Raw genomic sequence first — 26,276 nt, 5'->3', positions numbered from 1 at the left:
GGCGCGGTGCGTCCGACGCAGGGGAAAACGCTGGCGGTGATGCAGGTCAGCGGCGGCTCGCAGTCGTTCAATGCTGTCAATCAGCTGCGCGTGCTGGGCCGCTGGATGCGCATGCTGACGATTCCCAACCAGTCGTCGGTGGCCAAGGCGTTTCTGGAGTTTGACGAGGCCGGGCGCATGAGACCATCCAGCTATTACGACCGGGTGGTGGACGTGATGGAGGAACTGGTGAAGTTCACGCTGCTGACGCGTGATGCGTCAGCCTGTCTGGTGGACCGCTACAGCGAACGCAAGGAAAGTGCGGATGCGTTGTCCAGGCGCGTCAATCAAAGTAGCCTGTGAGGGCTCTGGCCTATTAGATTCGGTCTATAAATGCTATTTTATTAACAGCGTTTCGATACCAATTTAGTGCCAATTAGAACCCACTCGCACAAGCGGGAACTGTCACGCAACTGCCATTGAACTGACACAGGCACGTCACCTTCAGCTTCCACAATAAGCGCCATGACCAGCACCCAGGAGCGCACGATGGAAGCAAATTTGAACCAGTCCCATGTCCAGGACTGGCAGGCCCCGCAGGGATCGGGCGTGAGCCACTACATTGACAAACAGCGTCTGCGCATCCTGCGCTGCACCGCAAAGGCCATGGCCAGCAGTCCAGGGGGCTTGCGTTTTAAAGCCGGAACCCGCCCCTGGCTGGATGGGCTCGCGGGCGGGCTGCCGGTCTTGCCTGCTGTCGCCAGCCAGCGCGGCAGCGTGGTTTCCCAGGCCGCTGGTGGCTGAGCGTCCAAGTCCCTTTCATGGGGCTTTTTTGCAGCGTATCCAGCATTCGTCCCGGCGCCAGCGAGCAGGACTACCAGGCCAGGTAGGCGTAGCCCTGTTCCTGAAGTTCCATGATAGTGGCCGCGCCAACTTCCTCGACCGCGGCGAAGTCCAGCATGTCCTCGGGCGTCCAGCCGAGCGAGTGCATGGTGTTTCCGCAGGCTATGAATTTGATTCCATACGATTGCGCCATGCTGCGCACGCGCTGCTGGTGCAGGCGCGACACGGGTCTCTGCGGCGCCTTGGCCAGGAGATGAATACCAGGGCCCCAGACCACCACGGTGATGCTGATGTCGTCGACATATTTTTTCAGCAGGGCGCTGATGGAGTTGAATATCGCCTCCCGATACGCCTCGTCAGCCCGGTTGAGCTGATAAACGATCTTGTGCGGCGTGCCGCTGTCCCGCACGCCGGGCTGTTTCGGGGTCTGCGCACGGGCTGGGACGCTGGCACCCGCTGCTGCCGCCGCGGCAACGCCTGCCAGCAAGCGACGGCGGGGCAGGGGAAGCGATGAGGAAAGCAGTTTTTTCATACCCCCTAGCGTACCCGACGCCGCGGTTTTCTGCCCGCGACACCCAAAGACGCAGCCCGTCGTCGTTCAGCAGGCCTGGAAAATCAAGGCTGGGCGCCTGGAACCAGGCGCCTTCAAGGCTGTTGAGCCAGTGGCCCGAATCCGGATTTTTTGAGGTCCAAGCAAACCAGCGAACAAGGAGTCAACCATGAAAGAGCTGCCCAATCCCACCTTTGCATTGTCGCCTGTCGCCATGCCACGGGGGTCACTTCATCAAAGCCGTCATGCAGTCGGTCCAGCCGCTGTTCAAGGGCCTTCCGTGGGGAAAATCGCCGTCAGCTGGGCTCGTCACCAGGACGAGGTGCGGCAAGCACAGCGGCTGAGGTACCAGGTGTTTGCGCAGGAAATGGGCGCCACTCTGTCCAAAACCCTGCCGGGCCATGACGTGGATTTGTTTGACGACTATTGTGAGCATCTGCTGGTGCGCGACGTGGCGAGCCAGGAAGTCATAGGTACCTACCGCGTGCTGACGCCCACCCAGGCCACCCGCGTGGGCAGCACCTACAGCGACCTTGAGTTTGACCTGACGCGGCTGCGCAGCCTGCGCGCGCGCATGGTGGAGCTGGGCCGCAGCTGCGTGCACGCCGACCACCGGCATGGGGGCGTGATTCTGGCGCTGTGGGGGGCGCTGGCGGAGTTCATGGGGCGCAACCAGCTCGACACCATGATCGGCTGCGCCAGCATTCCGATGCAGCACAACGGCGTTTCAAACGGCCATGCCGCGGCCAGCATCTGGCGCCAAGTCCGGCAAACGCACCTGGCCTCTATTGAATACCATGTGACGCCGCGGCTGGCCCTGCCGGTGGAGCGGCTGGACAGTTCGCTGGACGTGGAACCGCCGGCCCTGATCAAAGGCTACCTGCGCCTGGGTGCCAAGGTGCTGGGCGCGCCCGCCTGGGACCCCGACTTCAATTCGGCCGATCTGCCGATGATGATGCGCATCGCCGATTTGCCGCCGCGCTACCTGAAGCACTTTTCCGGCGCGGCCGTCCAGGCATGATGCGGGCGCTGTTTGATGTCTTGGGTGGCCTCGGTACTGGCGGCGGCTTTGCGCCGGATACCGGCGGTGAAGCCAGGGTCAGCGACGCGTCAACGGTGCGCCAGCGCTTTCGCACCATCTTTATTTCCGACCTGCACCTGGGCACGCCGGGTTGCCAGGCGGCCGCGCTGCTGGATTTCCTGAAAGCTCACCCGAGCGACACGCTCTACCTGGTCGGCGATATCGTGGATGGCTGGCAGTTGCGCCGTAAGTGGTTCTGGCCGCAGGCCCATAACGACGTGCTGCAAAAACTGCTGCGACGCGCCCGCAAAGGCTGTCGCATTGTTTACGTTCCGGGCAACCACGATGAGTTTGCGCGGGAATTTATCGGCCACCAGTTTGGCGGCATTGAAGTGGCTCGTGAAGCCGTTCACACCACGGCCGACGGCCGCCAGTTGTGGGTCATCCATGGCGACTATTTCGATGCGGTGGTGCAGTGCGCCAAGTGGCTGGCCTATGTGGGCGACAACCTCTATGAGTTCACGCTCAAGCTGAACCGGCACCTGAACAGCCTGCGCGCCCGCATGGGCTTGCCCTACTGGTCGCTGTCGGCCTACCTGAAGCACAAGGTCAAGAGCGCGCTCAGTTATGTCACCGACTTTGAAGAGGCGGTGGCCCATGAAGCGCGTCGCCGCGGCCACCAGGGCGTGGTGTGCGGCCACATTCACCGCGCCGAAATGCGCGACATCAATGGCATTTTGTATTGCAACGACGGCGACTGGGTCGAGAGCCGCAGCGCGCTGGTCGAGCATTTCGATGGCACGCTGGAGTTGCTGCACTGGGCCCCCGCCGCGCATCAGACCGGCCACCGCCAGGCTGCCGAGACGGTGAGTACATGAAAATCGCCCTTATCACCGATGCCTGGCAGCCGCAGGTGAACGGCGTTGTGACCACCTTGGTGGAGTTGGTGCGCGAACTGACGAATGCCGGGCACCAGGTTGAAGTGATTCACCCTGGCCTGTTCCGCACCCGGCCGTGTCCGGGCTATGCCGGCATTGACCTGGCGGTGCGGCCCAGGCGCGGGGTGGCCTTAAAGCTGGATGCCTTTCAGCCCGAAGCGATCCATCTTGCCACCGAGGGCCCGCTGGGCTGGGCGGCGCGCAGTTATTGCCTGAAGCGCGGCCTGGCTTTTACCACTGCCTTTCATACCAAGTTTCCCGAGATCCTGAAGGCCGCGCTGAAGCTGCCCTTGTCATGGGGCTACGCGCTGTTCCGTCATTTTCACAAACCTTCTTCGGGCGTGATGGTGCCCACTGACGGCGTGCTGCGCATGCTGGCGCAGCGGGGGTTTAAAAACCTGCGCAGTTGGACCCACGGCGTGGATACCGCGTTGTTTGCCTTCGAGCCGCTGCCGCGGCCGTATGCGCCCATGGGCGTGCTGGTGCGGCCGGTTTCGCTGTTTGTGGGCCGGGTGTCTTATGAGAAAAACATCGAGGCCTTTTTGCAACTCGACATTCCCGGCACCAAGGTGGTGTGCGGGGTAGGGCCGCTGGAGGCGTCGCTGCGGGAGCGCTACCGCCAGGTGCGATGGATGGGGGTGCTGCCCAGAGACCAGCTGGCCCGGGTGTATGCTGCCGCCGATGTGTTTGTGTTTCCGAGTCGGTCCGAGACCTTTGGCCTGGTGATGCTCGAAGCCATGGCCACCGGCACGCCAGTGGCCGCCTACCCGGTGGATGGCCCGCTGGAAGTGATGGGGACGCCCGCTGGGCGCTGCTACGGCGGTGTCATGCATGCCGACTTGCAGCAGGCCTGCTACAGCGCGCTGGTGGTGCCGCGCCACGAGGCTCGTTCGCGAGCACTGGACTTCACCTGGGCGCATTCCGCCCAGTTGTTTGCGCGTTACCTTGTGCCAGTGCGACAAATCAGCGGTTGCCAGCAGCTTCATGGGGGTGCAACATGCGTCAAAGACAATGTCACAGCGGTGTCATCAAATTCATAGAGAATCGGCATACTTTTGACGAAAAATAATTGCTGTTAATGCTCAACTTATCCGCCCCGGTGGCCGCTGCCGCGCCACCTGTAGAGTTTCTGGACCGCGACCGAAGCATTCTTGCTTTCAATGAGCGTGTGCTGGACTGGGCCACGCGCCCGGAGGTGCCGCTGCTCGAACGCCTGCGGTTTTTGTGCATTGTGTCGTCCAATCTCGATGAGTTCTTTGAGGTCCGCGCGGCGTCCCACCTGACCGCGGCGCAAAGCAATGAGCAAAAGGGGCCCTACACCGCCGAGTCCTTGAAGGCGGTTTCGGCGGCTGCGCACGACATGGTGGCGCGCCAGTATTCGCTCTACAACGATGAGTTGCTCCCCGCTTTTGCGCGGTGCGGTATTCGCATCGTCTCGCACGGCGAGCGCGATGCGGCGCAGCGACGTTGGGTCAAATCGTATTTCGAAAGGGAAGTGCGGCCTTTGCTGGTGCCGGTTGGGCTGGACCCGTCGCATCCGTTTCCGCAGGTAGCCAACAAGTCGCTGAATTTCATTGTCCGGCTCGGTGGCCAGGACGCGTTTGGGCGCCAGAACGAGATCGCCATCGTCAAGGTGCCGCGGGTACTGCCGCGCTTTATTCACATGCCCAGCCCCGGCAGCAGCAAGGGCACGCTGTTTGTGTCGCTGTCCAGCGTCATTCGCGCCCACCTGGCCGAGCTGTTTCTGGGCCGGGATGTCGGGCAGTTTTCGCAGTTTCGTGTCACGCGGCATTCCGACCTGGCGGTGGACGAAGACGACGTGGAAAATCTTCGCACCGCGCTGCGTCAGGGACTTGAGCAGCGCCATTATGGCCAGGCTGTGCGGCTGGAGGTGTCGGCCGACTGCTCGGACTACCTGTCGAGTTTTTTGCTCAAGCAGTTCAACCTGCCCGCGCTGGCGCTGTTCCGGGTGCATGGCCCTGTCAACCTGGTGCGGCTGACGCAACTGATCGACCTGGTCAATGATCCCAAGCTGCTTTTTTCGCGCTACAACGCCTGCTACCCCACGCAACTGCAGCCCAGCCAGTCTTTTTTTGAACGGCTCAAGCGCAGCGATGTGTCGATTCATCAGCCGTTTGAAAGCTTTGACGGCGTGCTGGCCTTTTTGCGCGAGGCGGTCCATGACCCGCAGGTGCTGGCGATCAAGCAAACCATTTACCGCACCGGGGCGGATTCGGCGCTGATGGTGCTGCTGCGTGAAGCGGTCAGGCGCGGCAAGGAAGTCACGGTGGTGGTCGAGCTGAAGGCCCGTTTTGACGAAGAAGCCAATATCAACTGGGCTGAAATGCTGGAGTCGATTGGCGCGCAGGTGGTGTACGGCGTGGTGGGCCTGAAGACCCACGCCAAAATGCTGCTGGTCACGCGGCGCGAAGGCAAGCAGCTCAAGCGCTATGCCCACCTGTCGACCGGCAACTACAACCCCAGCACGGCCCGCCTGTATACCGACGTGAGCTACCTGACGGCCGACCCGCTGCTGACCGCCGACATCGACAACGTGTTTGTGCACCTGGCCAGCCAGAGCCGCCTGCCAAAAATGAATCACCTGCTGCTGGCGCCGTTCCAGCTGCAACGCAAATTGGTGGAAAAGATAAATGCCTTGGGCGATGCTGCCTTGCAGGGCAAAGACACGCGCATCGTCGCCAAGATGAATGCGCTGACCGACGAAGCGCTGATGCTGGCGCTGGTCAGGGCTGGGCAGTGCGGCGTCAAAATCGACCTGATTGTGCGCGGCGCCTGCATGCTGCCGGCCCAGGTGCCGGGCGTGACCGACAACATCCGGGTACGTTCGGTGATTGGCCGATTTCTGGAGCATTCGCGGGTGTTTTATTTCCGCTGTGCCGACGACGAAACGCTGTACCTGTCCAGCGCCGACTGGATGAATCGCAACATGCTGCGCCGGGTAGAACTGGCCTGGCCGGTGATCGACCCCGTCCTTCGCCAGCGCATTATTGACGAGTGCCTGGTCGCTTACCTGCATGACGGCGTGGATGCGTGGGACTTGCAGGCGGACGGCAGCTATGTGCGCGTGAATCCGTCAAACCCGGCCCGGCGCCATGGCGCGCAGGCGGCGCTGATGGCCCGTTACACCGCATCCCCCCAATGAGGAGCGCGTCGTGGATCTGATTTTGTGGCGTCACGCAGAAGCCGAAGAGGGGCCCGAGGGCGACCTGTCTGCCAGCAGCGACCTGGCGCGCGCGCTGACGTCGCGCGGAGAAAAGCAGGCCTTTCGCATGGCCAGCTGGCTTGACCGGCAGTTACCCGATGGCGCGCGCATTATGGTGAGCCCGGCCCGGCGCTGCGAGCAAACGGCGCAGGCCCTGGGGCGAAAGTACAAGGTTCGCACCGAACTGGCACCCGGGGCCACCCCAGCGCAGTTGCTGGAGTTGGTCCAATGGCCGCTGAGCAAGTCGCCGACGCTGGTGATTGGGCATCAACCGACGCTGGGGCAAACTATTGCGCAGTTGCTGGGGCTGCAGGAAACCGACTGCCCTGTTAAAAAAGGCTCCGTTTGGTGGCTCCGCAGCCGTGAACGTGATGACCACAGGCAAACCGTCGTGGTGACGGTGCAGTCGCCCGAAGTGCTTTAAGCTGCGCTTATTTTTTGAGTGTGGGCCGGCCGGTCTTGAGAGCCGGAACTTGCGCCAGTGCTGTCAGGAAAGCCGCGTCGGACAGTGCGGCCAGGGTTTTGATGGCGGCGCGCAACAACTCGCTTTTCTTGGCGGGTCGCATCAGTTTGGCGGCGCGCTGCTTGAGATCGTCAAGCACCACATATTCTGCTTTGGGAATCGTAAAGCTGTCGCGAACCAGTTTGGGCTTTTTGGCTTTAGGCGCGGGAGCCGATTTTTCGGGTTTTGCTGGCGCGAGGGCTTTGGCAAGTGGTGCCTTGACAGGCTCTTTTTTCAAAACCGGCTTTTTCACCACGGCTTTTTTTGGGGCGGATTTTTTGACAACGGCCTTGCCTGCGGCGGCTTTGACCGCAGGCAGTTTTACCGGCGCTGCTTTGGGTTTTTCGGCTGTCTCGGGTTTGGCGACTGCCAGAACCGGGGCGGCTACTGCTGGCACAGCCGGAGCCACTGCAGCGTTCAGTTCCGGTGTGGGCGTGGCTGTTTTTTTGGAGGTGGCCATGGGTGGTCTTTCTTTTTAAGTGCAAATAAACGGTTTATATAGTTTATTTCATTTTTAAAAAGAAACGCGCGCTACCCGCACCCAACCAGCCCCATTTTTTTACAAACCTGAAACGATCAGCTTCCAGGGCGTTTTTTGCCATGCCAGCGCTTCTTCCTGCAGCAGGTAGGCCGATTGCGGAAAGGCTTCGGCCCAGTCTGGCCTGCAGTTCAGTACAAAAATCCGCCCGGGCTCGGTGCCCGTTTCAAGTTGCAGGCCTTTGAGGTCCGGCTCGCGCCGGGCGTGGCACAGGATCACCGCCAGTCGCAGGCAAAGCAGTTGCTGAATGAAGGTGCGGTCTTCAAAGTCGGCCTCCAGCTTGCGAAGTTTGCCGCGATGGCCCAGCACCAGCAGGCTCAGCGTGTGCAATTCAGACAGTGCAAAACCGGGCGCATCGGCATGGTCCAGGATGTAGGCGCCATGCCGGTGGTAGTCGCTGTGTGAAACATGGCTGCCAATTTCATGGAGTTGCGCTGCCCATTCCAGCTTGCGCTGCTGGCGTTCCGGTCCGGTCGTGGATGTGGCTGGGCGTACCATCTGGAACAGGTGCCGGGAGACGTTGCTGACGCGTTGCGCCTGCTCGCTGTCTGCATTGAATTTGCTGGCCAGGCGCTGCACCGTGGTGGAGCGCAAATCGCTCACATCCTGCTCGCGGTCCAGCAGGTCATACAGCACGCCGTGGCGCAATGCGCCTTGCGCTGCCTGCATTTGCTCAATGCCCAGCAAATCAAATACGGCCCGCAGCACACTGATGCCGCCGCCAATCACGGCGCGCCTGTCATCTTTCATGCCTTCGAGCTTGAGTCGCTCGCCGCTTTGAGCCCGGAGCAGGCGATCGAGCAGCCAGTCCAGGCCTTCGCGCGACACCAGCCCGGCCGGCCAGCCCGCGGCGGTCAGCACATCGCTCACCGCACCCACGGTGCCTGACGAACCAAAGGCAACATCCCAGGCGCTTCGGCGATAGACGTTCAGCGCTTCGTCGAGCACGGCTTTTGCGGCAATTTCAGCGGTTTCAAAGGCGCGCGGGCTAAACTGGCCCTCGGGAAAATACCGCATGGACCATGCGACGCTGCCCACGCGGTAGGACTCCATGGTGCGCGCTTCAAGTCCCTGGCCCAAAATCATTTCAGTGGAACGCCCGCCAATGTCGACCACCAGCCGCCGCTCGTCGGACTGGGGCAGCAGATGGGCCACCCCCTGGTAAATCAGCCGGGCTTCTTCTCGGCCCGAAATGACATCGATGGGAAACCCCAGGATGGTGTGGGCCCGCGTCAGGAATTCGTCCCGGTTGTGCGCTTCGCGCAGGGTCTGGGTTGCCACGGCCCGGACTTCTGTTGTTTTGAAACCCGCCAGCCGCTCGCCAAAGCGGGCCAGGCAGTCCCAGCCGCGCTGCATGGCCTCTGGCGTCAGGTTGCGATCGGCATCCAGCCCGTTGCCCTGACGTACGGTTTCCTTGAGGTATTCGGTGCGGTGGATTTGCCCCTGGTCGAGGCGGCCTATTTCCAGGCGAAAGCTGTTGGATCCTAAATCCACAGCGGCGAGGCGGGTTCCGTTTTGCATATCTGAATATCTGAAGATCTGAGTATCTGGCTTTGTTATTACCGGCTCAGCATAGCATTCGCGAAAACCCGCATCCGCCCGGCCGTCGCTCAGCCCACCATACGGCCATCGAGCGTCATCATGCTCTGTGTGACATACCCGCTGCTTCTTCGCTGGGCGTCAAAACTGACACGAAAGCCACCGACATCCAGGCTGGCACGCCGCTGAAATGCCGTCAGCGCGCTTTGCCGTGTCAAATTGCCCTCAGTCTGGTTGAGAACTTCGAAGGTGTAGCGCGCCGCAATGAAGCCCGCCAGGCTCAAGGGGGTGGGCGGCTCGTCGAACAGGCGGGAAAGCGTGTTGCGGTAGTGCATGACCACCGGCAGGCTGGCGTTCACCATGGGTACTGGCTGGGTGGCGATGACGGGCGTATTGCGTGCGGCGCCCATCTGCGCCAGGGTTTGCAGGTTGACGTCGGCCATTGCCACCACATAGCGCTGGCGCGACTGCTTTTCCAGGCCTTGCGTGAATTCGGCAAGTTCAGGCGTTCCGCCCAGAAACAGCAGTACAGCGGGCGTGGCTGGCGTCAAGGTGCGTCCGAGTGCCCGTAAATCGTCAACGCTCTTGAACGACACCAGCTTGATTTTCAGACTGGCGGCAATACGTTCGAGCTCGCTGTGGTACGCGGTGTGGTCGTGGGCAGTCCCATAGATGGCGCCCAGTTCCTTTAATCCCATGACTGAAAGCGTTTTGATTGCAAAGGCAATCTGCTCCTGGCGCGCGGCAAAGACGGGAAATGTGTTGTCGTCAATCTCAAGGCTGGCGTTTTGCAGCCATGGTGCCACATGCGCCATATTCAGGCCACCCTTGCGGGAGATGGCCAGCACCTGGCTGGCGATCTGGTCGCCTACGCTGCCGGACAGGGCGATGCAGGACGGATTGTCCTTGACCGAGTCCAGCGCGGTGCGAAGATTGGCTGGCGTTCCGTCTGTTTCAAGCGCCAGGTGCTGCACCGGCCTGCCGCGCAGACCGCCGCGTGCATTGATGTCTTGCCAGGCGGCGCGGGACCCGATCAGGAAGTCTTTGGAGACGTCCTGCTGTGCTGGTGAAAAATCAACGATCTGCGCAATGACCAGGCTGCGTGACGATGCAACCAACTGGCCAGGCTGCGCCCAGGCTGACGTGGCTGCGCCCGCAGCCAGCACGCTGGCAGATTGCAGCAATTTGCGGCGGGTAAATACGGGCTTTTGAAAAAGCATGGATCACTTTCGGGCTGGGAGGTGCCGTCTGTTTGTTTTTTTGCTGTGGACGTAGCAGCGGCCAGCGCCCTGAAAATGGGGGGCTGGCTTGAAAGGGGCGCAACACAAGGCCTTGCGCCTTGTGCTGTTTAGCGCTTCGCTGGAGGCGTCAGAACGCTGTCAATCACATGCACGACGCCATTCGTTGCTGAAATATCTGCCGTTTGAACCAGGGCTTCTTCAACGGTGACATAGTCGCCTGCTTTGGCGAGCGCCAGATTGGCGCCATGGACGGTTTTGATGTTGCCATTTTTGACATCAGCCGCCATGACCTTGCCTGGCAGGACGTGGTAGGTCAGGACTGCTTTGAGTTTGGCCGGGTCGCTGGCAAGTTCGTTCATGGTTTTTGCAGGGACTTTGGCGAATGCTTCGTTGCTGGGCGCAAATATAGTGAACGGCCCTGTGCCCTGGAGCGTTGCGGTCAGCCCGGCTTTGGCGACCAGGCTGTTGAGCGTGCTCAGTTGCGGCTTGGCTGCAATGGTGTCGGCTACCGACGAGGGTGTTGAGGGGGTGGCGCAGCCCGCGAGGGCTGCCAGGGTGGTGGCGACAAAGAGAATGCGGCGTGTGAACATGATTTAAAGCTCCTGATTAAGACAGCGCCTAGCGTAGGAGAACTTAATGACAGATATGTGACGTTCATATGAATGTTTTGTGACATCCATCGGTGGTCAAATGGAGGGCCTGGAATCCAGGCAACTGTCATATCTCTGTCACACAAGGCTTTTACATTGAAGGTCTGTTTCTACTAACCCCAAAGGTGTTCTGATGAATTTGAGCTTTAAAACTTCCGTGACTTGCGTGCTGGGTATGGCAGCGATGTCGTTCGCCACGTTCTCGGCCGCCCAGGGTGTGACGGGCGCTGGCGCCAGTTTCCCCGCGCCTCTTTACTCCAAGTGGGCGTCCGACTACAACAAGGCGACCAATATCAAGATTAACTACCAGTCGGTGGGCTCCGGTGCTGGCATTCGTCAGATTGAGGCCAAGACGGTTGATTTTGGCGCGTCAGACGCGCCCTTGAAGGATGAAGAGCTGGCTGCCAAGGGCTTGATGCAGTTTCCCACGGTGGTGGGCGGCGTGATTCCTGTCGTGAACATCAAGGGTATTGCACCGGGTCAGCTCAAGCTGAGCGGACAGGTGCTCGGTGACATTTATCTCGGCAAGATCACCAAGTGGACCGACCCCGCGATCAAGGCGTTGAATCCTACGCTGGACCTGCCTGATGCCGCGATTGCACCGGTTCGCCGCGCCGATGGTTCGGGTACCAGCTTCATCTTCACCAACTACCTGAGCAAGGTCAACGCCGAGTGGAAGAGCAAAGTGGGCGAGGGCACGGCCGTGAACTGGCCAGCCGGTGCGGGCGGCAAGGGCAACGAAGGCGTCGCGGCCTTCGTGGCGCGCCTGCCCAACTCGATTGGCTATGTTGAATACGCCTACGTCAAGCAAAGCAAATTGACATTCGCGCAAATGAAAAACGCTGCCGGCGTTTTCGTGTCTCCGGATGACTCGGCCTTCAAGGCTGCCGCAGCGGGTGCCGATTGGTCCAAGAGCTTTTACCAGATCCTGACTGAGCAGCCCGGCAAGGATTCGTGGCCCATCACCGGCGCCACCTTCATCCTGATGCAGAAGGTGCAAAGCAAGCCTGAGCAGGCCACCGTGGCGCTCAAGTTTTTTGACTGGGCCTACAAAAATGGCGACGGCACCGCTGAAGCCCTGGACTATGTGCCCATGCCCGCTGGCGTGAAGGGCATCATTGAAAAATCCTGGGGCCAGATCAAAGACACATCGGGTAAAGCCATCGCTTACAAGTAAGCGCCTCGTTCTCTTCAGTTACGAACTACAGGGGTTTTTTGCGTGTCCTCTACACTTCCGCCTAGCCGGACCACTTTTGAACGTCCGGGGAAAGCGACCGGACGTGACATGACCAATCCTCCTCCTGAAAATTCTGTGCGTAGAAGTCCCCTGGCAGACCGGCTTTTTGGCTGGGCTGCGCTGGGGGCGGCGCTGCTGACGCTGGGCTTGCTGTTTGGCATCCTGGCGTCGCTTGTTATTGGTGCCTGGCCCGCCATCAGCGCCTACGGGCTGGGCTTCCTGACCAGCAGTGTCTGGGATCCGGTCCAGAATGAGTATGGCGGGCTGGTGATGATTTATGGCACGCTGGCCACTTCGGTGATTGCGCTGGTGATTGCGGTGCCTGTCAGCTTTGGCATCGCGCTGTTTTTGACGGAACTGTCGCCCGCCTGGCTCAAAAGGCCTTTGGGTACAGCGATTGAGTTGCTGGCGGCCGTGCCCTCCATTGTTTATGGCATGTGGGGCCTGCTGGTGTTTGGTCCCATCCTGGCCACCTATGTGCAGCAGCCGCTGCAAAGCATTTTTAGCGATGTGCCTTATCTCGGGGCTCTGTTTTCAGGGCCGCCGGTCGGCATTGGCATTTTGTCGGCGGGCATCATTCTCGCAATCATGATCATTCCGTTCATCGCTTCCGTGATGCGTGACGTGTTCGAAGTCACGCCCGTGATGCTGAAAGAGTCGGCCTACGCGCTGGGCTCGACCACCTGGGAGGTGGTTTTCAAGGTGGTGTTGCCTTACACCAAAGCCGGTGTCATGGGCAGCATCATGCTGGGCCTGGGCCGCGCACTGGGCGAAACCATGGCGGTGACGTTCGTGATCGGCAATTTCAACCAGATGGATTCACTGAGCCTGTTCCAGGCGGCCAACAGTATCACCTCGGCGCTGGCCAACGAGTTTGCCGAAGCGTCTGATGGCCTGCACCAGGCGGCGCTGATCTACCTAGGATTGGTGCTGTTCTTCATCACGTTCGTGGTGCTGTCGCTGTCCAAATTGCTACTGGCCCAATTGAAGAAAAATGAAGGAAGCAAGACATGAGCGCCGCGATGCATGATGCGCGCCTGGCCAAGTTTGCCCGCCGCAAGCGGGTCAACCTGGTGGCTTTGGTGCTGTCGCTCGCAGCCATGTGCTTCGGGCTGTTCTGGCTGTTCTGGATATTGTGGGAAACCGTCAGGCTCGGCATTGGCGGTATCGCGCTGGCCACCTTTACCGAAATGACGCCCCCGCCCAATGAGGCAGGGGGTCTGGCCAACGCGATTTACGGCTCTTTTCTGATGGTGCTGCTGGCTACTTTTGTCGGCACGCCGATTGGCATCATGGCGGGCATCTACCTGGCTGAATACAACGTCAAGGGCTGGCTGGCGTCAGTTACCCGTTTCGTCAACGACATTTTGCTGTCGGCGCCCTCGATCGTGATTGGTCTTTTCGTCTATGCCGTCGTGGTCTCCCGCTTCAAGTCTTTTTCGGGCTGGGCGGGCGTCATGGCGCTGGCCTTGATCGTGATTCCGGTCGTGATCCGGACCACTGAAAACATGTTGCATCTGATTCCGCAGGGTCTGCGTGAGGCTGCTTATGCGCTGGGTGCGCCCAAGTGGAAGGTGATCACCAGCATCACGCTCAGAGCCGCCCGGGCGGGCGTCGTGACCGGCGTTTTGCTGGCCGTGGCGCGCATTGCAGGCGAGACAGCGCCTTTGCTGTTCACTGCGCTGAGCAACCAGTTCTGGACGTCTGACATGAGCCAGCCGATCGCCAGCTTGCCGGTGACCATCTTCAAGTTTGCGATGAGTCCCTACGAGAACTGGCAGAAGCTGGCATGGGCTGGGGTGTTCCTGATCACCTTGACGGTGCTTGGACTGAATATTCTGGCGCGCGTGTTGACGCGCAATAAAGACTGACGGCATAAGACTGTTCGTCAACTCACACAACAAGACAAGGTTAATGATGCAAGCCATCACCGGGAAACCCGAAACTTCAAAGATATCCGTTAAAAATCTTGATTTTTACTACGGAAAGTTCCATGCGCTCAAGGGCATCAATCTGGAAATTCCAGAGAAGAAAGTCACGGCTTTCATTGGTCCGTCCGGCTGTGGGAAATCTACTTTGCTGCGGATTTTTAACCGCATGTACGAACTCTATCCAGAGCAGCATGCCAAGGGGGAAGTCCTGTTTGAGGGCGAAAACCTGCTCACGTCCAGGAAAGACGTGGCGCTGATTCGCTCCAAGGTCGGCATGGTTTTTCAGAAGCCGACGCCGTTTCCGATGTCGATTTACGACAATATTGCCTTTGGCGTCAAACTGTTCGAAAGCCTTAATTCGTCCGATATGGATGACCGGGTTGAATGGGCGCTGCGCAAGGCCGCCCTCTGGACCGAGGTGAAGGACAAGCTCAACCAGAGCGGATCGAGCCTGTCGGGCGGCCAGCAGCAGCGGCTGTGCATTGCCCGCGGCATTGCCATCAAGCCCGAAGTGCTGTTGCTCGATGAACCCTGCTCGGCGCTCGATCCGATTTCCACGGCCAAGATCGAGGAACTCATTGCCGAATTGAAAAGCGACTACACGGTCGTGATCGTGACGCACAACATGCAGCAGGCGGCCCGCTGCAGCGACTACACGGCTTATATGTACCTGGGCGACCTGATTGAAGTGGGCGCCACCGAAGACATCTTCTTCAAGCCCAAGCGAAAAGAAACTGAAGACTATATTACCGGCCGATTTGGCTGATACGGATCGAGGAAAAAATCATGCCTGAACATCATTTGTCCACCCAGTTTGACAGCGAACTGAACGGGGTTTCAACCCGTGTCATGGAAATGGGCGGACTGGTTGAGTCCCAGATCCGCACCGCCGTGTACGCGCTGGCCCAGTTCAGTGTCGAGGCTGCGGATCAGGTGACCGAGACGGAGCCGCGTGTCAATGCCATGGAAGTGGACATTGACAAAGAGCTGTCTTCCATCATTGCGCGCCGCCAGCCGACAGCGCGCGACCTGCGTTTGCTGATTGCTATTTCCAAGACCACGGCGAATCTGGAGCGGGCAGGCGATGAGGCGCAGAAAATCGCGCGCATGGTGCGCTCCATCATCAGCAGTGGCGCCGCCCGCAACCTGCCGTCATCCGAGCTGCGCATTGCCGCTGACCTGGCCTCGGGCTTGCTTCGCAAGGCGCTGGACGCTTTTGCCCGGCTGGATATCAATATCGCCGTTTCTATCCTGAAAGAGGATGACGCGATTGACAAGGAGTTTGATGGCTTTGTGCGAAAGTTGATCACCTACATGATGGAAGATCCGCGCACCATTTCATCAAGCCTGGACCTGCTGTTTGTCGCCAAGGCGATCGAGCGGATCGGCGACCATGCCAAGAACATCGCCGAGTTCATCATTTATGTGGTGAAGGGTGCAGATGTGCGCCACACCTCCATGGAGTCGATTGAATCCGTGGTCCGCTGATCCCGGGTTGCGTTTGTATGAAGAAATTACCCCGCGTTTTGGTGGTGGAAGACGAGCCGGCCATTGCGGAACTCGTGGCCGTGAATCTCAGGCACAACGGTTTTCAGCCTATTTGGGCTGCAGACGGTGACATGGCGCAGCGCGAGCTGGATGCCGTGTTGCCGGATGTCATTCTTCTGGACTGGATGCTGCCGGGCCAAAGTGGTTTGCAGCTCGCCAAGAAATGGCGCGCCAGTGCGCGCACCAAGGCTATCCCTATCCTGATGATCACCGCCAGGGGCGATGAGCCTGACAAGGTGGCCGGACTGGACGCTGGCGCTGATGACTACATCACCAAGCCGTTTTCTACCCAGGAGTTGTTGGCCCGCATTCGTGCCGTGCTGCGCCGGCGTGCGCCGGAATCCGTGAACGACAGTGTCACGGTGGGGGCGCTGGTGCTGGATGCCGCCACTCACCGGATTACGTACCAGAACCAGGAGCTCAAGCTGGGGCCGACGGAGTTCAAGCTGCTGCATTACCTGATGAAACATGCGGAGCGCGTGCACAGCCGCAGCCAGTTGCTTGACAAGGTCTGGGGAGATCACGTCTTCATTGAGGAGCGCACCGTGGATGTTCACGTCAAGCGCTTGCGTGAAGCGCTGGGGGCTGCTGGCGCACTGGTGGAAACGGTTCGCGGCGCGGGTTACCGCCTGACGGCGAATGGCCAGACCCACTGATGACGACTAACCTGGTGCATGGCGCATGACCTGGCGCCTTTTTCGTTTTTTCCTGTTTCAGTTGTCCGGCGCTTTTCTGGGCCGGCTGTTGATTCCCGGCGCTGATTCCGGGCGCGGCACGATTGTGGGCCTGGTAGCGGCCAGCACGCTATGGGTATTGATTGACCTGCAGCGCGGAAGCCGGCTCTTGCTGTGGCTGAAACGTGGCGAGACCTCCACGCCCGCCAACGTGGGCGGACTTTGGGGTGAAATCGCTGATCGGGTTCGGCGGCTGGTGAAGGCGCGCGAACTCAAAGCCGCCGACAGCGAAGCCCGCTTGCAGGAGTTTTTGGCCGCGATTCAGGCATCTCCCAACGGTGTTGTTTTGCTGGATGCCCAGAACCGCATCGAGTGGTGCAATGAAACGGCGTCCGAGCACTTCGCCTTCGATCCGAAGCGCGACCTCATGCAGCATCTCGCCAATCTGCTGCGCGACCCCCGGTTTTCAAGCTACCTGGCGGGCGAAGACTACGGGCATGAAATTGTCATGATGGGTCCGCGCAGTACGGCCAGCAGACCGGTCAGTCTGGCGGTGCGCTTGCACGGCTATGGAGAGGGCCGCAAGCTGCTGCTGTCGCGCGACGTCACGGCGCTGGAACAGGCCGAGACGATGCGGCGTGACTTCGTGGCCAATGTTTCGCACGAAATCCGCACGCCGCTGACCGTACTCTCGGGCTTTGTGGAAACGCTGCAGACGCTTCCCCTCAATGAAGAGGAACGCACGCGCTACCTGGATCTGATGGCCCAGCAGGCAGGCCGCATGCAGACGCTGGTGAGTGATTTGCTGACGCTGTCACGGCTGGAAGGTAGCCCGCCGCCCGGCGCTAGCGAGTGGGTGCCGGTGCAGCCCCTCATGATCGCCTGCGAGCAGGAAGGGCGGGCCTTGTCGGCGCTCCTGACGTCCGCGCATGGGAAAAAGCATGTGCTGCAGGTGCAGAGCGCGCAAGACTACGAGCTTGCCGGGTCGCGCAACGAGTTGTTGAGCGCCATGTCCAACCTGCTCAACAATGCCGTTCGCTACACCCCTGCGGGCGGCACCATCGAGGTTAAATGGCAGGTATTGCCCGACGGGCGTGCCGAGTTTTCGGTCAGGGATTCCGGGCTGGGTATTGCGCCAGAGCATATTTCCCGGCTGACCGAGCGCTTTTACCGGGTGGACCGCAGCCGTTCCCGCGAGACGGGTGGAACCGGTCTGGGACTGGCCATCGTCAAGCACGTGGCGCAGCGCCATGGTGCCGAGCTGCACATCAAGAGCCAGCCCGGTCAGGGTTCGTGCTTTTCAATCACATTTCCGGCGGCGCGCGTTCGCCGCATCGCCGCCCCTTGATGCTTTGGGGCGGTTAGCCGGGCGGCGTTACACGGTGGGAATGATCTCCACATCGTTGTTATAAACATCAACGCGTTTGTCGTACAGGGGAATCGTGGTGCCCATGACCCGGTTCATGACCAGCTTGCCAAGATCCACATCGGCAATCACGATCTGCTCCATGTTGGGAACGCCCTCGGCTGCAATACCATCGCGCGCAAAGGGAAAGTCCGACGGGGTGATGATGGCCGCTTGGCCATAGTGCAGGCCCAGTCCTTCGACGGGCAGGTTTCCGACCGTGCCTGTCACGGCCACGTAGACCTGGTTTTCGATCGCTCTGGCATGGCAGCAGTAACGCACGCGCAAAAAACCCTGGCGGTCGTCCGTGCAGGACGGGACAAAGATGATGTCAGCGCCCATTTCGCAGACCTTGCGGCTGAGTTCCGGGAATTCGATGTCATAGCAGATCAGGATCGCGATACGGCCATGGGGCGTGTCAAAAACCCGCAGTTGGTCGCCTGCATCGCCTTTCCATTTTTCTTTTTCCCAGCGTGTCAGGTGAATCTTGTCCTGGGTAAATACCTTGCCCTCGGGCGTGAACAGGTAGGCCGTGTTCAGGAGCTTGCCATCGCGTATGGTGGGATGACTGCCCCCTATCACATGGACTTTCCACTGCGCCGCGAGCTCCTTGAAAAGCTCAATGTAGCGGGCGGTGTAGTCGTTCATGTTGCGAACGGCCTGGCGCAGGTCGCTGGTGTCCATGAACGAAAGCAGCTGGGTGGTGAAGATCTCCGGCAGCAGGACGAACTGGGGCTTGTAGTCGCCCGCGGCTTTCATCACGAAGCGCACCTGGTTTTCAAACCCGCTCCAGTCGTGGATGGAGCGCAGCAGGTATTGCACCGCCGCAATCCGCACATTGATGGGCTTGGGTTCGTGGACATGGGGTGTTGGGACGGTGGTTTTCATGCGGGTATTTCCTGGGCGGTAGTGGTGCGCGCAAGTTGCAGCGCTGTGGGCCTTGAGGTGTCGTAATCCGGGTTGATCCAGGCGATCAGCGAGGCGTTGCCCTGCGATTCATGGTCATCGGCTATGTAGTTTTTCATGATGCCGCAGTACCTGAAGCCTTCGCGCAGCTGAAAGCTCAGCACCGGATCGGTCAGATCCCCCCACAGCACCTTGCGCGCATAAAGCTCCACGCTCATCTCGTGCGCAAGCAGGTGATAGCCCGGCAACCGGCCGCAGGCAATGATGCGGCGCAGGTTCAAGGACTTGCATACACGCCGCCTGGCTTCGTACAGCGCGTGGCCCACGCGCTTGCCGCGCAGCCGGGGCGAGACGAACACTTCCGCGCCGTACAGCGTGTAACCCGCAGGGTTATGGGTATCGAAGGTTCCTGCCGCGGTGATCTGGTCCCAGGTGTGTTCGTCCGCCCACTCGTCCCACAGGATCACCAGGGAGCTTGCGCAGCCCACAAGCTGGTCGCCGTAAAAGGCGACGATCTGGCCTTCGGGAAACAGTTCGATCTGGTGCACCACGCGGTCGCGATGCCAGGCGGCAATGTCGGGATACACCTCTCGCTGCAGGCGCACCAGCGCGTCGATGTCCTCCAGCCGGGTATTTCGGATAGTTAGTTTTGGCATGAAGGTGATTTTTATGCACCTTCGCTGTGGCGGCTGTCAGACGGACGGCCGACTCACACCCGGCGCAGCACCTTTTGGCCCGCATGCGGCGTGACGGCCTTGGGAACGGCGCGGGCCGTCTGCTTGCAGATGGCCAGGCTAGTTTCGCAGGCCGACGCGCTTGAACACCAGGAGATTTTCGTTTTTGTCCGAGGGTCTGCGTACGGTGGCTTGAAACGCCCAGTCCGGCAGGTTCACGACGCTGCTCAGGCTGGCTTGGGCCGCAACATCCACCACCAGGTAAGGACAGGCCGCCACCGCAGTCGCCTGGCGCAATTCAAGTTGGCCGTGGTATTGCAGGGCTGCCGCCTGGGCGCTGCCCAAGCCGTGGATTTCGACGCACGATTTTTTGTCGACCAGGCCCGCAACCTGCCGTGAAAGTGGCGCCAGACTGCGTGCATAGTCGAGTAGCGGTAGCCACAGCGTCATCAGCAGCAGCCAGCACAGGGTGGCACCGCCGGCCGGTAACACCAGCGATTTCCAGATCGCTGTGCGCTGCGCGCCAGTACGCCATTTCACAAGCCAGGACCATGCCAGCGTGGCTGCCAGCGCCGCCAAAAAAGCGAGCCAGGAAAAACTGGGTTCAAACCCCGGGGCGAGTTTGGCGACATTGGCGGCAGGTTGCCGGGGCACGCCGGTTTGCATGGCAATCCAGACGACCCAGATGATGAGACCGCAGCCGGTGAAAAAGAGCAGGGTGAACCAGTCGATCAGCGAGGCCACGCTGCGTTTGAGCGTAGGCAGGGCAAACGCCGCCAGCGCCGCTAGCGGCGGCAGGCTGAGCAGCAGGCTGCGGTCCGATGCGGTGGTGGTCAAGGTTGCTGCCACGGCCATGCCCGCAAACCAGAGTGGCAGGGCCACATGGCGGCTCGCAAGTTGCCTGCGCCAGCGCCACAGCGTCCACAAGGCAAGAGGCCATGCGGGCCAAGTGAACCACATCAGCAAACGGCCCAGCCTGCGCAAGTCCTGCCAGCCCGAGGGTTGGCTGGCGCCGGGCAAGTTGATCCTCCAGCGCCACAAGTCCAGCTTGAAGGCCAGCAGCGACACCAGCAGGGTGATGCCCGCAATTAGCAGCACCCAGTGCCATGACTGCTGCTTGTTGGCCGCGTCAGCCCGAATGTTGCCCCAGCGCATGTGGGTCCACTCCACCAAGGCGCCGCCAGTACCCAGCAGCAAGGCTAGTGTGGGCGCACCGCTGAGGGCGAGCCCTCCGAGGCCAAGCAGCAAACCCAGTGCAGGGCCCAGAATTCTGGTGGCGGGTCGGTAGGGGCTGGCTGCCATGGCGTAAAAGGCCAGGGCCGTAAAGCCCAGCTGCGCCAGCGCTGGCGTCGTTTCATGAGACAGTTGCGCCAGGCCCAGGCTGGCAATCAGGGCCAGCAGACCCGCATCGGCAATTGCCCGCGCATAGTCCACCGGGCTGGCCTCTCCGCCAAAAGCAAAGGCGACAGGCTGGGCCTGCGGGCTGCGGGCCAGGTAATACACGGCGTACCAGGTGGTGAGCAGCGTCAGCGCCAGCAGCAGGATAAACGGAATGCGCACTGCAAGGCCTGGGTCTAGAAAGGGCAGCAATTTGATGGCGATGGCGCCCAGCCAGTAGGGAATCAGGGCCTCAAATCCTGTGCTCTGCCCCAATAGCTGGGGTTGTAGCCAGTGGGCGGCTGAAGCGGCCAGTTCGCGCATCACGCCAAACGCAGCAATGTCTTCGTTTTTCCAGGGGCCGCGCCCTAAAAATCCCGGCAATATATAGGCTACCGCAAACAGCAGCAGCGCCAGGCGTGGCATGCGGCGCACGGCCGACTGGGCAATGAGGGCAGGGGACGGCTTGTTCAAAACGGTGTATTGATCAGGAAAGACGCTATGTCCAAGGGTGGAGGCGAGCGGCGGGTGTCAGCTCGGACTGCCGCCACGACATGCGGCCAATTTGACGAAAAAAAAGCAGCCTGAAATTCAGGCTGCTTTTTGGCAGGCTGGCGAAAGAGTCTTCGCAGCTTACTCGGCCGCTGCGGGAGCGACTTCTGCTGCAGGAGCAGCTTCCTTGGCTGCGGTCTTGCCGAAACGGTTGCGGAAGCGTTCGACGCGGCCCCCCATGTTGTCCACGGATTTTTGCGTACCCGTGTAGAACGGATGCGATTCGCTGGACGTGTCGAGCTTGTACAAAGGCAATTCGCGGCCGTCTTCCATTTTCACCATTTCTTTGGTGTTGGCGCAGGAGCGGGTCACGAACTTGAAGTTGTTGGACATGTCCAGGAAACAAACTTCGCGGTAATTGGGGTGAATGCCTTCTTTCATGATCTTTCCTTTTTCATTGTTTTGGTAGCCACCCAGACCAGTTCCAGGCACTTTCCATGAAGCCCATCATTATCACATGAAATCATGGGCTTGGAGAATCAGACCAGTCCATCATACGGGGGCGCAGTCTCCACGCGCCATACCAGCCAGGGCCGCGGAACCGGCTTTGCCGGGCCGCAGGCGCAGCGGCCCCTCGGGGGCAGCGCAGTACGCGAAGCGACAAGCGTGGGGGCCCTATTCTTTAGCCACCCCGGCGCATCATGTCGAAGAATTCGTGATTATTCTTGGTGGCCTTCATGTTTTTCAGCATGAGCTCCATCGACTCGATCTCGTCCATGTTGTACATGAATTGACGCAAAATGCGCGACTTCTGCAGGATTTCCGGGGCCAGCAGCAGTTCTTCCTTGCGGGTGCCGCTGCGGTTGAGGTTGATCGCCGGGAACACGCGCTTTTCGTAGAGGCGGCGGTCCAGGTGGATTTCGCAGTTACCAGTGCCCTTGAATTCCTCAAAGATCACCTCGTCCATGCGGCTGCCGGTGTCAATCAGCGCGGTACCGATGATGGTCAGGCTGCCGCCTTCTTCGATCTTGCGGGCAGCGCCAAAAAAGCGTTTGGGGCGCTGCAGGGCGTTGGCATCCACGCCGCCGCTCAGCACCTTGCCCGATGAAGGCAGCACGTTGTTGTAGGCGCGCGCCAGGCGGGTGATGGAATCGAGCAGGATCACGACGTCCTTGCCGAGTTCGACCAGGCGCTTGGCGCGCTCGATGACCATTTCGGCCACATGCACGTGGCGTGCGGCGGGCTCGTCAAACGTCGATGAAATCACCTCGGCGCGCACGCTGCGCTGCATTTCGGTCACTTCTTCCGGGCGCTCGTCCACCAGCAGCACCATCATGACCACTTCGGGGTAGTTGGCAACGATGGCGTGGGCGATGTTCTGCATCATCACGGTCTTGCCGGACTTGGGTGGTGCCACCAACAGGGCGCGCTGGCCCTTGCCGATGGGCGCAATGATGTCGATGATCCGGCTGGTCAGATTTTCTTCGGCCTTGATGTCGCGCTCAAGCTTGAACTGCTCGCGCGGGAACAGCGGCGTCAGGTTTTCAAACATGACCTTGTGCTTGTTGTCTTCAGGCGGGGCGTCATTGATCTTGTCGAGCTTGTTCAGCGCAAAGTAACGCTCGCCGTCTTTTGGCGTGCGCACTTCGCCTTCGATCATGTCGCCGGTGTGCAGGTTGAAGCGGCGGATCTGGCTGGGGCTGATGTAGATGTCGTCGGTGCTCGCGGTGTAGCTCGAATCGGGCGCCCGCAGAAAGCCAAAGCCGTCGGGAAGCACTTCCAGCACGCCGTCAGCCACAATCGTCTCGCCGGTTTTTGAACGCTTCTTGATGATGGCGAACATCAACTCCTGCTTGCGCATGCGGCCGACATTTTCGATCTCAAGGGCTTCAGCCTGCTTGAGGACTTCAGACACATGCAGTGCCTTGAGTTCGTTTAAGTGCATGGAATTGCTCCTTGCGGAGTTCATTTGAAAAAGACGGGGGAGGTTTGAAAAGAAGCCGTAGAGAAAGATGGCTTGCAAACCGGGAACTCGAACCGGCCGATGACAGCCGGCTGGCGAGTAAAGTCAATTATGACAGGAAATAAAAAAAGGAAATCAGGGCGTCCTGTGAGGTCCGCCCGGCAAGTGCTTCGGGTTTCGGTCTCAAGGAGGCGCCAGCTTGCGCTGAACAGGAAGCGGCCAGGCCGTGCTTCCTTTCAGCGCAAGAATGTTCAGGCCAGTTGCTGGTCGATAAACGCGGTCAGTTGCGATTTGCTCATGGCGCCCACTTTGGTCGCGGCCAGCTGGCCATCCTTGAACAGCATCAGGGTCGGAATGCCGCGAATGCCGAATTTGGCAGGAATGTCGCGGTTCTCGTCGACATTCATTTTGGCAATTAGCAGCTTGCCGTCGTAGCTGGTGGCCACTTCGTCAAGAATCGGGGCAATCATCTTGCAAGGGCCGCACCATTCGGCCCAGTAGTCCACCAGAACGGGTTGGCTCGATTGCAGCACATCGGCTTCAAAAGTAGCATCGGTGGTGTGTTTGATCAGTTCGCTCGCCATGATGGCTCCTTTGGACTAGTTACGAATACGGCTAAAGTTGCACGATTGTGGCAGAAAGCACGCTACTCTATCTGCCGCGCAACGGCTATCGCGCCCATAGCCAAAGGCCTGCTCCACATGTCCGGGCCTGTTCGCCACCATAAAACCCTTTCCCCTTCATGCCGCCTGACTACATACCCGACCTTTCCTCAAGCCTTCCAGACCATTGCTGGCAACAGGCCATGGCCCAGCTGGCCCAGGCGCTGCAGGCGCGGGGCGTTCACCCGGCTGAGGCCGTGGTGCTGCTGCCTTATGCGCAATTGATCCAGCAGGCGCGCCAGGCCTGGGCTGCGCAAGCGGGCGACACCTTTTTTGTGCCGCGTTTTGAAACCACCATGAACTGGGCCAGCAGCCTGGGCGGCACGCTGGGCCTGTACACGCCGTCGGGTGACGATTTGCGCATGGATGTAGCGGTTGACATGCTGACGGCTGCGTCCTTGCTCGGACGTGCCGGCCTGGCGAGCCAGCAGGACGTGCTGGCGGGCCGCCTGGTCGATGCCGCCTGGAGCCTGGGCCGGGTGGCGGCGGCGGTGCGGCCCGCCGAGCGCCAGGCCTGGAGCGAACGCCTGGCCGAGGAACTCGGCGTGGGTCTGGATTCGCCGGTGCTGGCGCTTGAGGCTGCGGTGGGGCGTATTGCGCTGGCGTGGGTGGCAGCGTCGTCGTATGCATCGGACCGGCTGTTCCAGGCCCAGCCGGCGCTGCTGGCGGTGCTCGAAGGCTTTCAGGCCGAGCCGCTGGCAGACGCGCTGAAGGCGCATTTTGGCGAACGGGCGATCGCGCTGTCTTTTTACACGCCGCCGCCAGGCGTGCTGCCGCCGGCCGCACTGCACGCCGCGCTGGACGCCGAAGACGAGGCCGAGCGGGCCGCCGCATGCGTGCTGGCGCATCTGGCCCAAGGACGCAGCCCGGTCGCGCTGATTGCGCAGGACCGCTTTTTGACGCGCCGCGTCAGCGCCATGCTGGAACGGCAGGGCGTTGCCATGCGCGACGAAACCGGCTGGAAGCTGTCGACCACCCGCGCTGCCGCTGGCCTGATGGGCTTGCTGCGCGCCATGCCCTGGGACGCGTCCAGCGACGCTGTGCTCGACTGGCTCAAAAACGCACCCGCGTTCGGCCCCCCCGCGGTCGTCGCGCTGGAGGCAGCCTTGCGTCAGGTGGGCGTGCGTGCGTGGCGCGAATTGCCCGCTGCGCCGATGTCGCCCTTGTCCCCGTTTGCCGCCAGCGAACCTGTGGTCGCGACCGTGAACGTGATGCGTGCAGGCTTTGTCCGCGCACGTCCATTAAGTGAATGGCTGCTCGGCTTGCGCGCTGCGTTGCGCGCTGCCGGGCAGTGGCCAGTGCTGGTGCTGGACGAGGCCGGCCAGACGGTGCTGGACGTGCTGCGTCTGCACGACGGGGCCGAGGCTGAGTTTGAAACCGCTCCCGGCATGACACTGCGCGCGTTCACCAGCTGGGTCAACCAGACGCTGGAAGCCGAGAATTTCTCGCCCGCGCATCCGCCCGCCGAACAGGTGGTGATTTTGCCGCTGCAGCAACTGCTGGGCCGGCCGATGCAGGCGGTGGTGTTCCCCGGCTGCGACGAGATCCGCCTGCCGGTGTCGCCCGAGCCGCCGGGCCAGTGGACGCCCAGCCAGCGCGCCTTGCTGGGTTTGCCTTCCCGCGAAACGCTGGCCAGCGCCGCGCGCCAGGCCTGGGGTTACGCGCTGCAGCTGCCGCAGGTGGATGTGCTCTGGCGCACCAGCGAGGCCGGCGAACACTTGATGCCCAGCGGCTTTGTGCAGGAACTGCTGCTCGACAACGCCGTGCCGCTGGCGCCAGACGCGCGCCGCCCGCGCGCTGTCGCGGCCCGGCCCACGACCGCGCCGCAACCCACCGGCCAGGCCTTGCCGCTGGCCAAGCTGTCGGCCAGCGCCTATGAGGACTTGCGGCGCTGCCCCTACCGCTTTTTTGCGCTGCGCCAGCTCAAGTTGCAGGCGCCCGACGAACTTGAAAGCGAACTGGGCAAGCGCGATTTTGGCAACTGGCTGCACAGCCTGCTGGGACACTTTCATGAAGCCTTGAAAGAGGCGCCGGCGCCCGATTTAATTACTCGGGTAGCGATGATTAACGCAGCGGCAGAAACGGCGACGCAAGAACTCGCCCTGAGCGACAGCGAGTTCTTGCCGTTTGCCGCCGCCTGGCCCGGCGTGCGCGACGGCTACCTCGCATGGCTGGCCGGCCATGAGGCCACCGGCGCCGTGTTTGATGCGGCGGAAACCTGGCGCGAAATTTCCCTGGGAGCGCTCACGCTGGTCGGCAAGCTGGACCGGATTGACCGCGACGCCAGCGGCCAGACGCTGCTGATCGACTACAAGACCGAGCCACGCAGCACCACGGCCGAGCGCATCAAGGGCGGGCCGGAAGACACGCAACTGGCGTTCTA

Annotated in this window: 26 protein-coding genes; 15 read left to right on the top strand and 11 right to left on the bottom strand. The window is 60.9% G+C overall.

Features of this window, described 5'->3' with window-relative positions:
• A partial coding sequence (locus tag IV091_RS13785) for an NAD(P)H-dependent oxidoreductase (RefSeq protein WP_366807007.1) occupies nt 1–342 on the top strand: 342 nt, incomplete at its 5' end.
• A 186-nt stretch (nt 343–528) separates the two neighbouring features.
• Nucleotides 529–783, top strand: a complete 255-nt coding sequence (locus IV091_RS13780; RefSeq protein ID WP_293469679.1) for a hypothetical protein — start codon at nt 529–531, stop codon at nt 781–783.
• A 70-nt stretch (nt 784–853) separates the two neighbouring features.
• Here the strand turns inward: IV091_RS13780 and IV091_RS13775 are convergent, their stop codons facing one another.
• Nucleotides 854–1,354 carry a DsrE family protein gene (locus IV091_RS13775; protein ID WP_293469677.1) on the bottom strand — a complete coding sequence of 167 codons (501 nt, stop codon included), beginning with the start codon at nt 1,352–1,354 and terminating at the stop codon, nt 854–856.
• Between the two features lie 187 nt (nt 1,355–1,541).
• On the opposite strand from IV091_RS13775, the gene IV091_RS13770 reads away from it, so the two are divergent.
• From IV091_RS13770 to IV091_RS13750, 5 genes are read left to right on the top strand one after another with little or no spacing between them, the layout of a single operon-like run.
• The gene (locus IV091_RS13770; RefSeq protein ID WP_293469675.1) at nt 1,542–2,393 is read left to right on the top strand and encodes a GNAT family N-acyltransferase; all 852 of its coding nucleotides are present in this window, start codon (nt 1,542–1,544) and stop codon (nt 2,391–2,393) included.
• Nucleotides 2,393–3,271, top strand: coding sequence for a UDP-2,3-diacylglucosamine diphosphatase (locus IV091_RS13765; protein WP_293469673.1), 879 nt, complete (start codon nt 2,393–2,395; stop codon nt 3,269–3,271). The genes IV091_RS13770 and IV091_RS13765 overlap by 1 nt, the downstream gene beginning before the upstream one ends.
• Nucleotides 3,268–4,371, top strand: coding sequence for a glycosyltransferase family 1 protein (locus IV091_RS13760; protein WP_293469671.1), 1,104 nt, complete (start codon nt 3,268–3,270; stop codon nt 4,369–4,371). The genes IV091_RS13765 and IV091_RS13760 overlap by 4 nt, the downstream gene beginning before the upstream one ends.
• A 38-nt stretch (nt 4,372–4,409) precedes the next feature.
• Nucleotides 4,410–6,494 carry a polyphosphate kinase 1 gene (gene ppk1, locus IV091_RS13755; RefSeq protein WP_293469669.1) on the top strand — a complete coding sequence of 695 codons (2,085 nt, stop codon included), beginning with the start codon at nt 4,410–4,412 and terminating at the stop codon, nt 6,492–6,494.
• A 10-nt stretch (nt 6,495–6,504) separates the two neighbouring features.
• A complete protein-coding gene (locus tag IV091_RS13750; RefSeq protein WP_293469667.1) occupies nt 6,505–6,978 on the top strand; it encodes a histidine phosphatase family protein in 474 nt (157 codons plus the stop codon).
• A gap of 7 nt (nt 6,979–6,985) precedes the next feature.
• On the opposite strand, the gene IV091_RS13745 is transcribed toward IV091_RS13750, so the two are convergent.
• The 4 genes from IV091_RS13745 to IV091_RS13730 all read right to left on the bottom strand — a co-directional run bounded on the left by IV091_RS13745 (nt 6,986) and on the right by IV091_RS13730 (nt 10,964).
• A complete protein-coding gene (locus IV091_RS13745) occupies nt 6,986–7,516 on the bottom strand; it encodes a hypothetical protein (protein WP_293469665.1) in 531 nt (176 codons plus the stop codon).
• A 99-nt stretch (nt 7,517–7,615) separates the two neighbouring features.
• On the bottom strand, nt 7,616–9,115 hold the full coding sequence (gene ppx, locus IV091_RS13740) for an exopolyphosphatase (protein ID WP_293469663.1): 1,500 nt from the start codon (nt 9,113–9,115) through the stop codon (nt 7,616–7,618).
• Between the two features lie 89 nt (nt 9,116–9,204).
• The gene (locus IV091_RS13735; RefSeq protein ID WP_293469661.1) at nt 9,205–10,353 is read right to left on the bottom strand and encodes an ABC transporter substrate-binding protein; all 1,149 of its coding nucleotides are present in this window, start codon (nt 10,351–10,353) and stop codon (nt 9,205–9,207) included.
• 128 nt (nt 10,354–10,481) lie between these two features.
• A complete protein-coding gene (locus tag IV091_RS13730) occupies nt 10,482–10,964 on the bottom strand; it encodes a fasciclin domain-containing protein (protein ID WP_293469659.1) in 483 nt (160 codons plus the stop codon).
• A 193-nt stretch (nt 10,965–11,157) separates the two neighbouring features.
• Between IV091_RS13730 and pstS the strand changes: the two genes are divergently transcribed.
• The 7 genes from pstS to phoR all read left to right on the top strand — a co-directional run bounded on the left by pstS (nt 11,158) and on the right by phoR (nt 17,762).
• Complete coding sequence (gene pstS / locus IV091_RS13725) at nt 11,158–12,201, top strand: phosphate ABC transporter substrate-binding protein PstS (RefSeq protein WP_293469657.1); 1,044 nt, start codon at nt 11,158–11,160, stop codon at nt 12,199–12,201.
• 108 nt (nt 12,202–12,309) lie between these two features.
• Nucleotides 12,310–13,275, top strand: a complete 966-nt coding sequence (gene pstC, locus IV091_RS13720) for a phosphate ABC transporter permease subunit PstC (RefSeq protein ID WP_293469655.1) — start codon at nt 12,310–12,312, stop codon at nt 13,273–13,275.
• Complete coding sequence (gene pstA, locus IV091_RS13715; protein ID WP_293469653.1) at nt 13,272–14,132, top strand: phosphate ABC transporter permease PstA; 861 nt, start codon at nt 13,272–13,274, stop codon at nt 14,130–14,132. The genes pstC and pstA overlap by 4 nt, the downstream gene beginning before the upstream one ends.
• Before the next feature lie 46 nt (nt 14,133–14,178).
• A complete protein-coding gene (pstB, locus tag IV091_RS13710) occupies nt 14,179–14,958 on the top strand; it encodes a phosphate ABC transporter ATP-binding protein PstB (protein WP_293469651.1) in 780 nt (259 codons plus the stop codon).
• Nucleotides 14,959–14,978: 20 nt separating this feature from the next.
• Complete coding sequence (gene phoU / locus IV091_RS13705; RefSeq protein ID WP_293469649.1) at nt 14,979–15,680, top strand: phosphate signaling complex protein PhoU; 702 nt, start codon at nt 14,979–14,981, stop codon at nt 15,678–15,680.
• A 17-nt stretch (nt 15,681–15,697) separates the two neighbouring features.
• The gene (gene phoB / locus IV091_RS13700; RefSeq protein ID WP_293469647.1) at nt 15,698–16,396 is read left to right on the top strand and encodes a phosphate regulon transcriptional regulator PhoB; all 699 of its coding nucleotides are present in this window, start codon (nt 15,698–15,700) and stop codon (nt 16,394–16,396) included.
• Nucleotides 16,397–16,421: 25 nt separating this feature from the next.
• Nucleotides 16,422–17,762, top strand: a complete 1,341-nt coding sequence (phoR, locus tag IV091_RS13695) for a phosphate regulon sensor histidine kinase PhoR (protein ID WP_293469645.1) — start codon at nt 16,422–16,424, stop codon at nt 17,760–17,762.
• Nucleotides 17,763–17,789: 27 nt separating this feature from the next.
• On the opposite strand, the gene IV091_RS13690 is transcribed toward phoR, so the two are convergent.
• From IV091_RS13690 to trxA, 6 genes are all read right to left on the bottom strand, one after another.
• Nucleotides 17,790–18,707 carry a carbon-nitrogen hydrolase family protein gene (locus IV091_RS13690; RefSeq protein ID WP_293469643.1) on the bottom strand — a complete coding sequence of 306 codons (918 nt, stop codon included), beginning with the start codon at nt 18,705–18,707 and terminating at the stop codon, nt 17,790–17,792.
• Nucleotides 18,704–19,381, bottom strand: coding sequence for a GNAT family N-acetyltransferase (locus IV091_RS13685; RefSeq protein ID WP_293469641.1), 678 nt, complete (start codon nt 19,379–19,381; stop codon nt 18,704–18,706). Before IV091_RS13685 ends, IV091_RS13690 begins: the two co-directional genes overlap by 4 nt.
• A gap of 138 nt (nt 19,382–19,519) precedes the next feature.
• Nucleotides 19,520–21,250: a hypothetical protein gene (locus IV091_RS13680; protein WP_293469639.1), complete on the bottom strand. Its 1,731-nt coding sequence runs from the start codon at nt 21,248–21,250 to the stop codon at nt 19,520–19,522.
• A 159-nt stretch (nt 21,251–21,409) separates the two neighbouring features.
• Nucleotides 21,410–21,709, bottom strand: coding sequence for a type B 50S ribosomal protein L31 (locus IV091_RS13675; RefSeq protein WP_293469637.1), 300 nt, complete (start codon nt 21,707–21,709; stop codon nt 21,410–21,412).
• Nucleotides 21,710–21,950: 241 nt separating this feature from the next.
• Entirely contained in the window at nt 21,951–23,213 is a 1,263-nt protein-coding gene (rho, locus tag IV091_RS13670; protein ID WP_293469635.1) for a transcription termination factor Rho, read from the bottom strand.
• Nucleotides 23,214–23,482: 269 nt separating this feature from the next.
• Nucleotides 23,483–23,815, bottom strand: coding sequence for a thioredoxin TrxA (gene trxA, locus IV091_RS13665; RefSeq protein ID WP_293469633.1), 333 nt, complete (start codon nt 23,813–23,815; stop codon nt 23,483–23,485).
• A 158-nt stretch (nt 23,816–23,973) separates the two neighbouring features.
• Here trxA and IV091_RS13660 point away from each other — a divergent pair.
• Nucleotides 23,974–26,276: PD-(D/E)XK nuclease family protein (locus IV091_RS13660; protein WP_293469631.1), on the top strand; the 2,303-nt coding region annotated here is incomplete at its 3' end.

Origin of the sequence: Polaromonas sp., from assembly GCF_018780625.1 — a bacterium.
GTDB lineage: Bacteria > Pseudomonadota > Gammaproteobacteria > Burkholderiales > Burkholderiaceae_C > Polaromonas.
The sequence above is the reverse complement of the archived record's forward strand: the minus strand, read 5'-3'. Positions and strand labels throughout refer to the sequence as shown.